Source organism: Nostoc sp. NOS(2021), assembly GCF_017115025.1.
GTDB lineage: Bacteria > Cyanobacteriota > Cyanobacteriia > Cyanobacteriales > Nostocaceae > Nostoc.
Genome location: NZ_JABXKM010000181.1, coordinates 1 through 14,011, shown reverse-complemented (window position 1 = coordinate 14,011; position 14,011 = coordinate 1). Strand labels below are relative to the sequence as shown.

Annotated in this window: 11 protein-coding genes and 1 tRNA gene; 4 read left to right on the top strand and 8 right to left on the bottom strand. The window is 40.6% G+C overall.

Features of this window, described 5'->3' with window-relative positions; all coding sequences use genetic code 11:
- Positions 1-182: 182 nt before the first annotated feature.
- The 3 genes from HWQ41_RS21035 to HWQ41_RS21025 form a co-directional block, all read right to left on the bottom strand.
- Positions 183-995, bottom strand: a complete 813-nt coding sequence (locus tag HWQ41_RS21035; RefSeq protein WP_292767029.1) for an inositol monophosphatase family protein — start codon at positions 993-995, stop codon at positions 183-185.
- A gap of 282 nt (positions 996-1,277) precedes the next feature.
- The gene (locus tag HWQ41_RS21030) at positions 1,278-1,823 is read right to left on the bottom strand and encodes a thermonuclease family protein (protein WP_292767035.1); all 546 of its coding nucleotides are present in this window, start codon (positions 1,821-1,823) and stop codon (positions 1,278-1,280) included.
- A gap of 49 nt (positions 1,824-1,872) precedes the next feature.
- Positions 1,873-2,241, bottom strand: a complete 369-nt coding sequence (locus HWQ41_RS21025) for a 2Fe-2S iron-sulfur cluster-binding protein (protein ID WP_292767027.1) — start codon at positions 2,239-2,241, stop codon at positions 1,873-1,875.
- A gap of 106 nt (positions 2,242-2,347) precedes the next feature.
- Here HWQ41_RS21025 and HWQ41_RS21020 point away from each other — a divergent pair.
- The 3 genes from HWQ41_RS21020 to HWQ41_RS21010 all read left to right on the top strand — a co-directional run bounded on the left by HWQ41_RS21020 (position 2,348) and on the right by HWQ41_RS21010 (position 4,173).
- Positions 2,348-2,432: transfer RNA gene (locus HWQ41_RS21020), tRNA-Ser, on the top strand.
- 418 nt (positions 2,433-2,850) lie between these two features.
- Positions 2,851-3,531, top strand: a complete 681-nt coding sequence (locus tag HWQ41_RS21015) for a HEAT repeat domain-containing protein (protein ID WP_292767024.1) — start codon at positions 2,851-2,853, stop codon at positions 3,529-3,531.
- A 75-nt stretch (positions 3,532-3,606) separates the two neighbouring features.
- Positions 3,607-4,173, top strand: a complete 567-nt coding sequence (locus tag HWQ41_RS21010) for a phycobiliprotein lyase (protein WP_292767021.1) — start codon at positions 3,607-3,609, stop codon at positions 4,171-4,173.
- 211 nt (positions 4,174-4,384) lie between these two features.
- Here the strand turns inward: HWQ41_RS21010 and HWQ41_RS21005 are convergent, their stop codons facing one another.
- The gene (locus tag HWQ41_RS21005; RefSeq protein WP_292767032.1) at positions 4,385-5,905 is read right to left on the bottom strand and encodes a site-2 protease family protein; all 1,521 of its coding nucleotides are present in this window, start codon (positions 5,903-5,905) and stop codon (positions 4,385-4,387) included.
- Positions 5,906-6,098: 193 nt separating this feature from the next.
- On the opposite strand from HWQ41_RS21005, the gene HWQ41_RS21000 reads away from it, so the two are divergent.
- Positions 6,099-6,800 carry an MBL fold metallo-hydrolase gene (locus tag HWQ41_RS21000; protein WP_292767018.1) on the top strand — a complete coding sequence of 234 codons (702 nt, stop codon included), beginning with the start codon at positions 6,099-6,101 and terminating at the stop codon, positions 6,798-6,800.
- A gap of 108 nt (positions 6,801-6,908) precedes the next feature.
- On the opposite strand, the gene HWQ41_RS20995 is transcribed toward HWQ41_RS21000, so the two are convergent.
- The 4 genes from HWQ41_RS20995 to HWQ41_RS20980 all read right to left on the bottom strand — a co-directional run bounded on the left by HWQ41_RS20995 (position 6,909) and on the right by HWQ41_RS20980 (position 13,549).
- Positions 6,909-8,021, bottom strand: coding sequence for a hypothetical protein (locus HWQ41_RS20995; protein WP_292767016.1), 1,113 nt, complete (start codon positions 8,019-8,021; stop codon positions 6,909-6,911).
- A 42-nt stretch (positions 8,022-8,063) separates the two neighbouring features.
- Entirely contained in the window at positions 8,064-9,032 is a 969-nt protein-coding gene (locus HWQ41_RS20990; protein ID WP_292767014.1) for a lysylphosphatidylglycerol synthase transmembrane domain-containing protein, read from the bottom strand.
- A gap of 165 nt (positions 9,033-9,197) precedes the next feature.
- Complete coding sequence (locus tag HWQ41_RS20985) at positions 9,198-12,497, bottom strand: glycosyltransferase family 39 protein (protein ID WP_292767011.1); 3,300 nt, start codon at positions 12,495-12,497, stop codon at positions 9,198-9,200.
- On the bottom strand, positions 12,497-13,549 hold the full coding sequence (locus tag HWQ41_RS20980; protein ID WP_292767008.1) for a tetratricopeptide repeat protein: 1,053 nt from the start codon (positions 13,547-13,549) through the stop codon (positions 12,497-12,499). Before HWQ41_RS20980 ends, HWQ41_RS20985 begins: the two co-directional genes overlap by 1 nt.
- Positions 13,550-14,011: the final 462 nt, after the last annotated feature.

The window sequence follows — 14,011 nt, the reverse complement described above, 5'->3', positions numbered from 1 at the left end:
TCTTCTCCCTTGGCGCTAGCCTCTCCCAATGTGAGAAGGGGAGACGCACTCGCGTTCCTTGAGGCTTCTCTACGAGAGGCTACGCCAACGCCAACGGCATAGCAACTCTTAGAGACGCACTCGCGTTCGCTTTTAGCGTCTCGTAGAGAGCGTCATTTTGAATTTTGAATTGATTTCTCCCCTCACTCCCAAGCTGACAGTGGCGGAACTTGTAAAAGTTCGCTACTGAGGGAGTCGTGAATATAACTATTTGTGGCGAGAATTCTACCTGATTCAATTTTGACGGGATTGCCATCGTAGGCGGTAACTTTGCCCCCAGCTTCTTGTATCAAAATTATCCCGGCGGCAATATCCCAAGGAGAAAGTCCCCGTTCCCAGTAACCATCGACACGTCCACAGGCAACATATGCCAAATCTAGCGATGCGGAACCGCTACGTCTGACTCCTTGGGTAAGATGGGTGAGGTGACTAAATTCTGCGTAGTTGTTATCAGAGGTTTCGCGGCGATCGTAGGCAAATCCTGTCACTAGTAGGCTTTTACTCAGTTCAGATGTTACCGAAACCTTGATGGAACTACGGTTACGCGTTGCTCCCAAGCCAGCAGCCGCGCGGAATAGCTCATTGTGAAAGGGGTCATAAATTACACCAATTTGCGGAACGCCATTAATTAACAGCCCGATGGAAACGGCAAAAAATGGGTATTGATGAGCGTAGTTGGTTGTGCCATCTAGAGGATCTATTGCCCAGAGGTATTCATTCTCCTGATTACCTAATTTCCCTGATTCTTCAGCGAGGATAGAATGCTGGGGAAAGTGGCGGCGCAAAATTTCTAAAATCAACTCTTCTGAGGCTTTATCAGCAGCGGTAACTAAATCACCAGGGCGTCCTTTTTCAAAAATTGCGTCTTCTAACTTACCCAAGTAACCTTGCAAAATGGCACCAGCAGCTAAGGCCGCTTCCGTAGCAATATCTAGAAAAATTTGTAGATTAGTCATTAGTCATTGAGCATTGGGCAATTCAATTTTAGATTTTGGATTGACGATAGCGCAGCGTTAGCGAGTCCGCGTTCGCGCAGCGTCTCGTAGAGAGCGTCTTTTGGATTTAGGACTTACGCAAAAGTACACACTGTAGGGGCAATTCATGAATTGCCCCTACCTGAAAATAAGGGTTTCGGCTATTGTTTGGGTAAGTCCTGGGATTAAATTTCAATCTAAAATCCAAAATCTAAAATCCAAAATTTTTACTCCCCACTCCCCAACTCTCCCCCTCAGCACTAATTAAAGATTTTGGCGGCGAAACTCACCAGGAGTGAGGCGCATGGGTTTTTCTGGGTTCCAGATTCCTTGCCCCATGAGTCTAGCCCATTGTTGGGCACGTTCTAAACGCTGGTCGTATTTGTGATTAGGCGATCGCCCAACAAACATTGCATTCCCCTGTTTGACTAATTCTTCATTCAACAACACCTTATTTTTCCACACATAAGCTAGAGTTCGCCCGATTTTGTCTTTTGCTTCTAAATCAAACTCCAGTGTTACCGATTGTTCTGCACCACCAATTAGATTCTCTAACTGTTCTTTTGCTGCTTCCCCCCAAGGCCGCTGTCGCAAATCTGGTGCATCAACACCAACTAACCGCACTTGGGAAATCAAATTTGGTTGTTCAGCCATGCCTAACACTTCCAAACTTTGACCACTAACTACCCGTGCTACTTTTACATCAGCCTGATTGTTTGGCAGCTGGTTTTTACCTTGGCAACTTACCAAGAGCAATAAGCAAGCCAAAATGGCTATTTTTCGCACCCAGTCACCAAGACGCACAGGCATCAGAACTTCTTTTATCGTCGCCGCTGCCCAAACGGTGATTTTGAATTGTTTATTCCTCATCTAACGGTAAACCCGCTTTAACTTTCCCCCTAGCAAAATAGCGTCCAAACTGGAGTTCGTAGACTTCATCTTCGTCTTGTGTCTCTACCTCCAAGTCAGAACGGGCGTAACTCACACACAACAAGGCATAACCTTGCCGACGTAAATGTGGCGACAATCCGATCGCCTCTGGTTGGTAAATTTCTCCCGACAATACTCTCACAGCACAAGTGGTGCAAGCCCCATTGCGGCAGGAAAACGGTAGTTCCACCCCTTGTTTTTCGGCAGTGTGCAGGATGTAGCGGTCTTCTGGCACTTGTAGGGTGTATGTTTTGCCAGTGGCGCGATCGCGAACTCTAATTGTGTATGTACGGGACATCTGGATTTGCGTTTTGGGATTGGGACTTTCAGATTCAATCTAAAATATCTTTCTTTATCTTTGCATTTTCTGCGATTTTATAGTATTATTGTAAATTGTGGCACCTGGAGAGGTGGCCGAGTGGTTGAAGGCGCACGCCTGGAAAGTGTGTTTAGGGAAACTTAACGAGGGTTCGAATCCCTCCCTCTCCGTTCTCAAACCTAGTTTAAATATATAGTTTGAACCAGACTTCTACAAATAGTCCGATTTAAAAAATAGCAGAATATATTCTTAAGATTGCTTTGAAGGTGCATTAGCGTAATCCTACTCTTACAGCTATTTTCAGGTAAATAGACCACGCGGTAGGGGCACAGCATTGCTGTGCCCTTACGAGAGATGTGGTTGAAATACATGAAAACTGCTGTAAGCAAGCTACGCACAGCGTTGACAGCGTTGTGTTAAATCTGACTGCTAAATTCAATACAGAATCTCGCCGGAAGTAACATTTGTTTATTCTTAAATCATAGTCGAGGCACTTTGTCAAGTCGCCAAACTCCTACTTCACTATGGCGACAGCCTGATGAACGGATCGGGTAAATTAAGATAAGTAAAGAAAACGCTTTGAACTAAATGGCAGCTCTAAGCTTACAAGAAATTTCTACTCAGTTAGAAAGTCCGAATTTACGCGATCGCATGGTAGCCCTTGCTAATCTGCGTCATGTTTCTGCTGAAGATGCAGTCCCTTTGATTAAAAAGGTACTAGACGACGAATCTTTGCAACTGCGATCGATGGCAATATTTGCCCTTGGAATCAAGCCGACGCCAGAATGTTATGCAATTTTGGTTAGAATTCTCGAAAATGACCCCGATTATGGTATACGCGCTGATGCCGCGGGTGCATTAGGATATTTGGGTGATGCCAGAGCCTTTGAAGTGCTTTCACGGGCATTTTATGAAGATACTGATTGGCTAGTACGCTTTAGTGCAGCCGTTTCTCTAGGTAACATTAAAGACCCCCGTGCGCGTCAAATTCTTCTTCGGGCATTGGATAGCGAAGAAGTAGTATTGCAACAAGCTGCAATCTCTGCACTGGGAGAAATTCAAGACATTGAATCTGTCGATAAGATCCTGCGCTTCGCCCAATCAGATGATTGGTTAGTAAGGCAGCGTTTGGCAGAAGCTTTGGGAAATCTTCCTACTCCCAAGAGTGTCTCAGCTTTAAAATACCTGGAAAAAGACAATCATTTCAACGTTGCTGAGGCAGCCAGGATTGGACTGAAGAAGCTTGAGGAAATAGCCAATCAAGCTTAATATTAAAGTTTCCTACTACCTTTTAATAATAATTAAGTGGGAATTTTAGCATTTTGATGCAGGGTAATTTCATTCATGAATATTGAAGAGTTTTTTCAGTTAAGTGCTGGTAAATGGTTTTCTCATCGTACTAGTCAACATTTGGCTTTTAACCAATCTGAAAATAGCAAGTCAGACATCATCATTGAGACGCTGGCAGTAGATCATCCAGAAGTGATCAAACTGTGTCAACAGTACAAAATTAATCTTAGTTCTGCCTCTTGTGCTACCAAAATTACCTGGAACGGCACAATGGAAAAGGATCAAGTAAAACATAGTGGTTCAACTGTGTTAGTTTCCGTACCTGATGCAGATAATTCGGCCCAAGGCAAGTTACTGCGAGAAATAGTTGATGCCGATAAAACTCCAGTTGCCGGACGCTATAAAATAGATAGTGATGGTGCTTTAATTCTAACTACAGAGGATGAAACCATGAGTTCTGAAGAGCGTCTGTGGTTTGCTAGCCCCAATTTGCGAATGCGGGTAAATGTCCTCAAGAGTTTTGGTGGATTTAGTATCACTTCCTTCACTTCTGAGATTCGCATGGGTGGCTTTCCACCAGCTGCGAAGGCTTCGGAGGCGGCTAATTCAGTATCTAGTTAGTTTTTGATAGTTTTGTAGTAATGCAAGGGTGTGTTATGCCGTAGGCTAACGCACCATCCTAGATTTTCAGTGCGTTAGGACTAATGTCCATAACGCACGCTACCAGATTATTTTGCTAGGGAACAAGTTCAAATAACAAAATACCAAGCTGTGGTTAATTCTATAGCTGGGAAAAAATTTAGATATATTTCTCTCTCTGTGCTGATACTTTTTAAATTTGCAAAAAGTTAGCGATCGCCTGCGGTAATGGCAAAACAATTATAATCAACAAAGCGATTGCCAGTAATCCCCAAATGTCACGTCCGTTATCCAATTCAGTGACATCATTCAGTGCAGGCTCATCAATCAACGGCATAAATAATAAGATAATCGCCCACAGCAAAAATTCTTCCCGAACTAAAGCCAGTAATAGCAACAACACGCGAGCAATTTGACCAATTATGATCGCAGTTCGTTGTCCAAACATCGCATGGACAATGTGACCTCCATCTAGTTGTCCCACAGGCATTAAATTTAACGCCGTGACAACTAGTCCCAGAAAACCAGCTACTGCAAGTGGGTGCAGGTCAAGGGCTGATTTTGCTGTTAACTGACTTCCCAAAGCTAACTTCGAGAGTAGCGCCAGTAAAATTGAATACTTGGGATTAAGGGCATCAAGATTCAAAAGTCGGGTTTTTTCATTCAGGGAAACCACGTCAGAATGAGCCAAGCCCCATATTAGTAATGGCAAGGTAACAACAAAACCTGCAATTGGCCCAGCGATACTAATGTCAAATAAAGCTTTGCGGTTGGGAATAGGACTACGCATCTGAATAAATGCACCAAAAGTTCCCAAGAAGAAAGGCACGGGAATAAAGTAAGGCAACGTCGAGCGAATATTGTAAAATTTAGCTGTCAAATAATGCCCAAGTTCATGAATGCCCAAAATAGTCATCAGTCCTAAAGCATAGGGTAATCCTTTGAATAGGACATCTGGGTTAGATAGAACTTTGAACAAAGAGCCAATTTCCCAGATAGGTGGAAGAGAAACATCAGCATTTTCTATTCCCACCAAGGTAGTAGTTAGCAAAGTAGCTACTAGCAGCAGAAGTGCTAATCCTGGTCGAGTTAACTGTTCCTGGTCGCGTCGTGGTGTATTTCTCTCTTTAGCAGCTTGAGTATTGGGAACCAGCACAAAGAAAGGTTTGCCATTGAAACCTTCTTGAAAGATTAGCACGAAGCGATCGCCAAATTGTGCTTCAATATTAGTCTTGATCTGCTGGTAGGCGTTGCTGGCTTTAGTTCGCAACTGACCACGGCAAATCACGGCTTGTGGTCGATATTCAATATTTTGAACGTAGTATACAGACCAAGGAAAACAATTTCGCAGTTGGGTTTCTTCCGTTAGCTCAATCGGACGCACTATTGGTTCTGGGGTAGGTTGGATAGCCGGCTGTGATTCAGAGGCTTCGGCTGGGGTTTGGATTTGTGTATCTCTTGGCGCTTGACGCCCCCATTGAAACAACGTCCAGTACAACAGTGTACAGACAAATAACGACCAAATGATCAGCGCTGACGGCGGAGGTTGTTTCGCCCCGTACATCAGTGTCCATCCACTCAATAGAAATGCTGGTGTCATTAAAACCAGCCATAACAACCATACTGGCGTTCGGGTGATGTGAGCGACGCTGTGCTGCACCATTAGATAAGTAGCTAACCCCAGTAGGAGGATAAACAGAAACCAAAATGCCATATTATCTTCAGTAATTTGGACAAAATGCCCCACCAGTAGCTTCAGCACCATAGCATTAACTACAAGGCAGACCTCAAACCCCAATTTTATTCACAACGGTTAACAGCGCTGGTTAACGCTCAAGTTTCAATTCTTCAGAATTTCCACACTGTAACCAGATTGTCCACAACTCCTCAGTTTCGGCTCTTTGATCATGTGCCCTTTACCACAAGTGCCAAGTCATACAACTAAGCCACCACGGGCTGTCTTCCCTGACGAAGTTCCTAGCGGGGGTTCTCTGCAATCGGACTTCGCACAAGAGAGCATTTTTGCCTTTCCACCCAATCGGGACACATTAGGAGGAACCTCTTATTTTATTGTAAGAAATGAAGGCAATATCCTCATAGATTGCCCTGCCTTAGACCAAACAACTCAAGATTTTTTAGGAGCGTATGGAGGCGTGCGTTGGTTATTTATCACTCATCGAGGCGCTATTGGCAAAACCGCTGAAATTCAGCAAACCTTTGGCTGCGAGGTGCTGATTCAAGAGCAAGAGGCTTATTTATTACCAGGCTTAACCGTAACTACCTTTAGGCAAGAATTTACTCTCGATGCAGCAACACAAGTGATTTGGACACCGGGTCATTCTCCCGGCTCATCTTGCCTCTACTATAGTGAACTTGGAGGTATATTGTTTTCTGGTCGCCATTTAGTGCCTAATCAGCAGGGTCAACCAGTACCATTACGGACAGCGAAAACCTTTCACTGGCCAAGGCAAATTAACAGTCTTCGATTCTTGTTAGAACGTTTTACACCAAAAACTCTTCAGTATATTTGTCCCGGAGCTAATACAGGGTTTCTCAGAGGTAAGCGATTTGCACACAGTATCAGCCTTTTTAGCGATTACATCCCTTAAAATGTTCACCCAATGTTCAAACAGCCTATTTTCACCCTACCAGTAAAGCAAGTAACACTCAACAATCATGCTCAACAAGACTCACTTTTTTAAGCCTCTAGTAAAAATTTACGGCATTTTATAGTAAAACTTTGCTAACTGACGGGCGCTTTCTTCCCACTTTTGATTACCTGTCACAGATGCCCAATAAGCAAAACCACGTAAGGCTGTCTTTCTATCTATACCTTTTACCTTGCCAGAGCGTCCCTTTTCCTCTCCAGCAGTGCGGGTATTGCCCTCAGTGCTAATTTCTCCAGAAGGCAAGATTCTTGTCTGCTGCCATAGCAGCGACTTATTGATCATCGCTATAACTTTAGGCGTTATTGCATCTTGCCGAAAGTATGTCACCCATCGCTGGGCATAAACCACACCTACCATCTGATAACTACTGTCATAGCCATCTTTTTCCGGGTTAACACCATTTGGACGTTGCAAAGATAAACCATCTGCAATAGACTGATGGGCGTATTTAATCAGTTCTTCATCGCCAGTTAGTTTACCTGTCAATCCTAAAGCTGTTGCAACTAAGTAACGACGATGGGTGTAAGGTCTGTTGCCTCTGATTCCTTGTTCCCAGACTTGCGACGAAATCATCCAACGGGCGGCGCGATGTACCAAAGGTTTATATTTGGCTACTTGAAAGGCATATTGTTTTGAGTGTGGAGATTGTTGTATGACTAAAAGTGCATGGGCAACTGCTTCTACAAAGAAAGAGGTACTATGGAAGCGATCGCTCGTCATGGAGAAACTGCCGTCATCAACTTGATGAGCAAACCCCCAATCAAACATCTTAAATCCTGCTTCAATGGCTTGTGGATCATTCTTTATCAGCCCACCAATGATTAATTCTTCCCCATACCGCTGGTCTTCGATATACCAACGTCCTGCTTGATTACGTAGCCAACGCACATTTGTACCATTAGCACCATTGGGCATCATTGATTTATACAAGCCTGACAAATGTCGGTAGAGAACATTGGCGATTAAATCAGTTGATTCATACTCAAAATCTGTTTTTTGGGATAATTGAGACTGAGATAAATTACTTTGCTCTCTTCTTAAACCTACTTCAAACTGCCTATTGAAACGACTGTTATATTGTTTAGCTAAAACCATAGTGATGTTAGTCGTTGGCAGCAATAACAAAAGTATCCAAGCTGCTAGATATCGCCTTTTCACCATTTCATTTATCCTTCCTTAGCTTAAAGTTTTTATCCTGCTGTATCATTCCATTTTTCCTTGCCTTACTAATTTAAATCCTGTTGAATCCAAAAGCAAAATTAAAGCTCCTGGCAAACTCAACAGCCAGCTTAAGCCTGTAATTGTTAGGGATAACAGCAGAGCCTGTTCTGTAGTTAAACCAATCCGATTAAACAGGTAAATCCATAAACCCTCTTTTAGACCCAGACCTCCTAAAGATATGGGCAATAAGGTAACTACTACGATGATCGGAATAAATACTAAAAGCTGTAAATAAGAAATAGGAATTTTCAACTGTTGCGCCACTATATAGTGGTAATAAACTATAGCTAACTGAAGTAACATTGATAGCCCCATTGATAAAGCTAGTGCTGTACGATCCTGGGCAAACTTTCGTAACAGAATTTGAATCTTAGCAAAGCGAGCAGCTACTTTGCCGAGGTGAAACTTTTCTAACCAAGGTTCAGCCAACATTAATAGTTTGGGGCTTGATATAAGTAAAACTGCTGCTACTAAAGCAGCTACACAGGTTAGAAATAACAAAATAATATCCCAGCGTCCGATTAATCTAAAAGCGGGAGGTAGCCCAATTAAAGCTAAAGCAGATAAAGCTGCTAGTCCGGTAAATCTTTCTAAAAATACAGATACTATTGCGACTTCTGAATCTTTGGTTACTTGAGCAATTCTATAAACACGATATACATCTCCACCAAGAGCGCCTGGCAGAAAAATATTAAGAAACATCCCAGCAAAATAACTGGTCAGCAAGCTGCTCATTGGTACAGTATGACCGCTTGAATTAAGAACAACCTGCCAGCGCCAGCAACTCAACACTTGACAACCAGTGTAATAGACTAAAGCTAGGATAATGAAGGGTAAAGATAGGTGTTGAAATTGAGTCCATGCTTGACTAAAATTTATGCGAGTAAATACAAAAGCAAGTAGACTAATACTTACAGTTGTTTTAATAAATGTGATTGGTTTAAACTTCATGTTTTTTAAACTTGATATATATATAGGACTCCTGTCTGATTTCTGAACAAGATTTCAGATAAAACCCTGATAAAACTCGCTTTTCAGTCTCAGGATGTGTTCAAAAATAAAATCTGAGTTCTATGTCTGTATAAATTAGTTATTAAATACAGATATATAATTTGATTAATAAGCTCCTAAATCTTTGCCTTGGTTAGGTATGCGTTTTGGTAATCCATCTTCTGGTTGCCAAAGTCGTAAACGAGTTCCCAACCTATCTATAACTGGTTTACCTAATGTTGCGATATACTCCCAAGTATTGGGTTCAAATCTGCCTATTCTTATATCATCTACATGAATCCATACACGTTGAGATTTTGCTAATATCTGATTTATTTGATCTATATTACTGACTACTACTCCACCTCCCCATCTATCAATTAATTTTCCGTTGTGCCAGTAAATTGCATCTAAATAGTCTGTTCCCATTAAAAAGTAATCTAAACCGCCTAAATTAATTGCAGCAAATGGAGGTGTAGGTGAAATAATTATATCTTCTGGAGTTTTATATTGGTGTATATACTCAAATATCTGGGTGTTACTTCTATTAATTGCTTCGGAATAACCCGCTAACACTTTAGTTGGCTGTAGGTTGATAATTATTATTATAAAACTAGCTATGAACGTAGCCTTTTTTAAAGGCAGAAGTTCATTGATCATCACCTGTAGTTTATTACCAATGGTTTCCGTTAAACAGATCATGCTGTAAATAGCTAGCAAAAGAAATAGTGGATAAACACCGTAAACGTAGCGTTCTTCTAGTTGATAACTAAGAAGCGTTACAATCAAGATTTGAGACAGAACGCAGACAAAAAAGAAAGATAATATAGGGTGACATTTTTTCAAGAAGTAAAGCATTCCTATACAGAAGAAGCAACTATAAATTATTTGCATCCTATCAGAACCAATAAACATATTAGAAATTAGCACTGTGACATCAGAAAAGTGTAACCTTAGATAACTACCCGTACTATCAGATAATGCAGCCAAAGGAGTTAAAAGCCGAATAGCAGCAAAGCCAATATCATAAATAAAAATAGCTAAAGTAACTACACAGCCTAAGATAATGTGCCAGTCTTGCGATAAACTAAACGGACGATAAAAACAAAGGAAACCAATTAAAAATACTGGCAGTAGAGTTAAGCTAATTTCTTGAGTTATTAAAGTTAAAGTAAGAGCAATAAAGAAAATATATTGATAACGCTTTCCAGATTGTTCAATAAAACCCTTAAAAAAAGACCACAAAGATAGAATAGTTAGGCATTGTAGAACCTGGTAAAACCGGATATTGCGTGAATACCAAAGTTCCCAAGGGTTGATAGCTAAAATTGCTGTTACTAGTAGAGCAATCCAAACCTTTCCAGTAAGCTGACGAGCAAATATATAGACTAAAATTAGAGTAGCTGTACCCCAAAGTGCGGATAACAAGCGAGCATTCACTATAGAATCTCCCACTACTCGTAACCAAAGAGCCAGCAAGTAGTGATAAAAAGGGCCACGAGTGTACCAAATACCAGAAGTAGCTATGGGTGCGCCCGTGCGTAAGATACCTCTAGCAGCATCTAGGGAAGTATTTTCATCAGGATCTAAGTCTATAAAACCAAGATTATAAACCCTTAACCCAAATCCTATACTGACAATTAAGATGAGAAATATCCACTCACCCCAAATAGTCCATTTCTGCTGTAAAAGATTAAATTTATCTTGTAATACTGGGATTGGTGATTGTTCCCGTCTCTGCATCCAAACAAAAATGTAGGTAATAATCGCTGCTACAATCGCTAAACTAAAGACAAGAAAGACATTTCCACCCCATGCCAAGCTGAAACTAACACAAGCTACTAAACCCAGTGAGAACCAAATAAAAGATAGAGGTAATTTACTAATCTTTCTCTTTACACGAATCAAAACTAATGTCAATACAATTATGGCTGTAAACCCAAACAATATTACGTAGTTACTGTTTGATTGGGCAAATAGTAATCCAACTTCTGCTTCTGCAAAGCGGTGTTTGAGTAAACCAATAGCGGCTAAAAACAAAGTGCTTGGTGAGAGTATTGCAGATCCGGCAACCAAGTTTTCCCACCACCGATTTCCATATCCCAGCCATAAACCCAAAAATGAAGCATAAATTACCGCAAAGGCAACTCCTCCTATTAACCAGAGACTCTGATGCCATAAGTAATTAGGGTAATTGAGAAGATAGGCATTACCTTCAAAACTGCGCTGGAAACTTTCCGGTTTAGGTAAACCTAAAAGACTTACAGGTTTCTTCTCACCTGCACCTTCTGTCCATCCAGGTACGGGTTTATTTAAGGCTGTCCAAGTTTTATCAGTGGCAATTTCTCCAACAATTTCGCCTGTTTCTGTTTCTGCCCACCCATCTAAAAAGAAGTCAAGAATACTATTAGCATTAATGGAGTTAGTTCCTGTAAATGCTGTATTTAATGGGCTAACTAAACTCACTGCTAATGTATTATTTCCGGATCGTATAAACTTTGTGACTTCTAAAAGATGCAACTGATTGCCGTTCTCAGTTCTATAATTGTTAACAAGATTGCCGTTTAGCAAGAGAGAATATGCACCTTGCCCAGCAAATCGAATGTAGGCACGAGAAATCCGATCTGTTGGTATTTGCCATCCACCTCTGAGCCATACTTGTCCTTGAGAACTTTGATTTCCTGTAATCAAATTTCCCTGTAGAGAGCGGTCAAACAAATTTTTACTTAAGCGACTGTAAGTTGCTTCTCGAACCGAACCTAATACCTTAGCTTCTGGCCAATTTTCATCTGAGAAATCTCGGTCAAACCATTGGAGAGATTGACGAGTTTCTGACAAATTTGAAACTCGCCAAGTAGTTTCTCCTGTTGACAAACTAATAGGTATAGCATCATCTGTAGGATAAACAGCCCCCTCAACAACTACACGAGGATTAGTTTTTCCTTTTTGAATTTCTAACGCAATAACATTTTTACCTGGGCGCAGATAACGAGTTATATCTACATAAGCTGTTAATTTCCAGTCATTGGAACTAGCCAGTAAATAATTGACTGATGTTTTAGTATTGTAGCTATTACTATCATTAATATCTTGAAAAGGTATTTTCAACCCTGCACCTAAACCAAGAGAATTGTTGAGAACACTATTTTCTCTTGCTATACGCCTGTTATTTACATACAGAGTAAAGTCATTATCAGCACTTATCCGTAGCCAGCCTGCGGTTGCATTATCAGGTAAATTAAAGGTATTACGTGTATAAAAACGGTAATTTGGTATTTGAGGGGCAATCCATTGGGCTTGTTTTGACCAATCTACGCGCTCTACAGAAGTAGGTATTTTTTCCCAAATAGAAAACATCAAACTTCCTAGTAATAATCCTAAAGCTAATATCAGCCCTAATGGCAACCAACGCTGCGACCGTTCCATTATTTTTTCTCTACTCCTGATTTATCCCAAGCCTTGGTGTCAACTGATTGACGATATCTTTCCCAGGTCTTGTTAATATCGCCCTTGTTATATTCAGCCCAAGTTAGATGGACATAGGCTTGTCCCATTAAACCAATCCCTGGTTGTTGAAAGTACTTTTGCCCATCTATGATTTGTTTAGCAACTTCAGCCGATTTTTGAAATTCTCCATTAACAACCCTGGCTAACATCAGGTCATATAAAGCTTCAACATGACCTGGAAATATTTTGAATACTTTTTCAAAAAAATCTGCGGCTGTTGCCGCATTTCTAGTATTAGGTTGGTTAAAATAATTAATACCTTGATTTAGAATTGCCGCTACCAAATACCCTCTGATCAAAAAGCGGTTAGGTTGACTGTGTAAAGATTTTTTGAAAGAGTTCTCTGCTTCTAAAAAATTACTATCTTTATAATTCTCTAGACCCTGAATGAAATTAACTAATCCTGGGTCGGCTGTATCTGTATATAACTCTGCCCTTGCAAGCCGCTCTAAAAATTCTTCATCTCCCTGCAAAGGTGGATACAATCTTATTAAAGCTTGGCTAGTATTTACTACTGGAGAATATTCACCTTTGGCAAACTGCACATTTAATTGATAATTAAGAATATTAAAATAAATATGAGAGCCTAAAATAACAGAAAATAATAGTAAGCTCACAGGCACTAATATCTTCATGTCTTTAATTAGAGAATTGATTCCCTGCTGTTCCCAAGCTAGATAAAGGCCCATTAAGCAAATTATCACTCCAATTAGGCTGAAGCTCCAACCTTGACCAATACCAGCAAAAAAACTATTTTTATAGCCAAATCCTTCAAGGATAACTTTATCCCATGATGGTAGTTGAAAAAATCGGCTATCCTCAATTTTTATGCCAAAAGTAGAAGCTGGAGGATCTGAATTATCCAAAACTATATTCTGTTTCCACTGTGCCTGAACTTCTGAAAAGTTTTTATCTACGTGAGAGGATACTTCTTCTCCCCGGTTATAGTATTCTGCTGCAATAAAAGACACAGCAGGCGACCAAGTTGTAATGAAATAGGGGAAAAGTAATATTGGGATTAATGCACCCCAAAAAACTAAGCGTGGAGCTTGTCGAATATGAAATACAAAAGTGTAAGTAAAACCAGCGATCGCACACAAAGCTAATGGCACTCTGACAGCATTTGCCCAAAATAAATTTGTACCGAATGCTTCTAGAGTTTCTTCAGGTAAGCAATACCAGGGAAAAATTGCTCCTAAAAGTAAAAATAGTGATCCTATAAAAAGGGTAATCTTTTCTCGATTCAACCAGCCAACCCAGGAGTATAACTTGTTCATTTCATAATTAAGATGTAAAATTTATTCTGTCAATAGCTTATTGCGATTCAAATGATTTATCAAATCCCACATATCTCTAGCTCATATTTTTTGTAACATGGAAGAATATAGCGTTTCCTAATCACATGAGGTACATCATAGTCCCCTCTCGAAAAG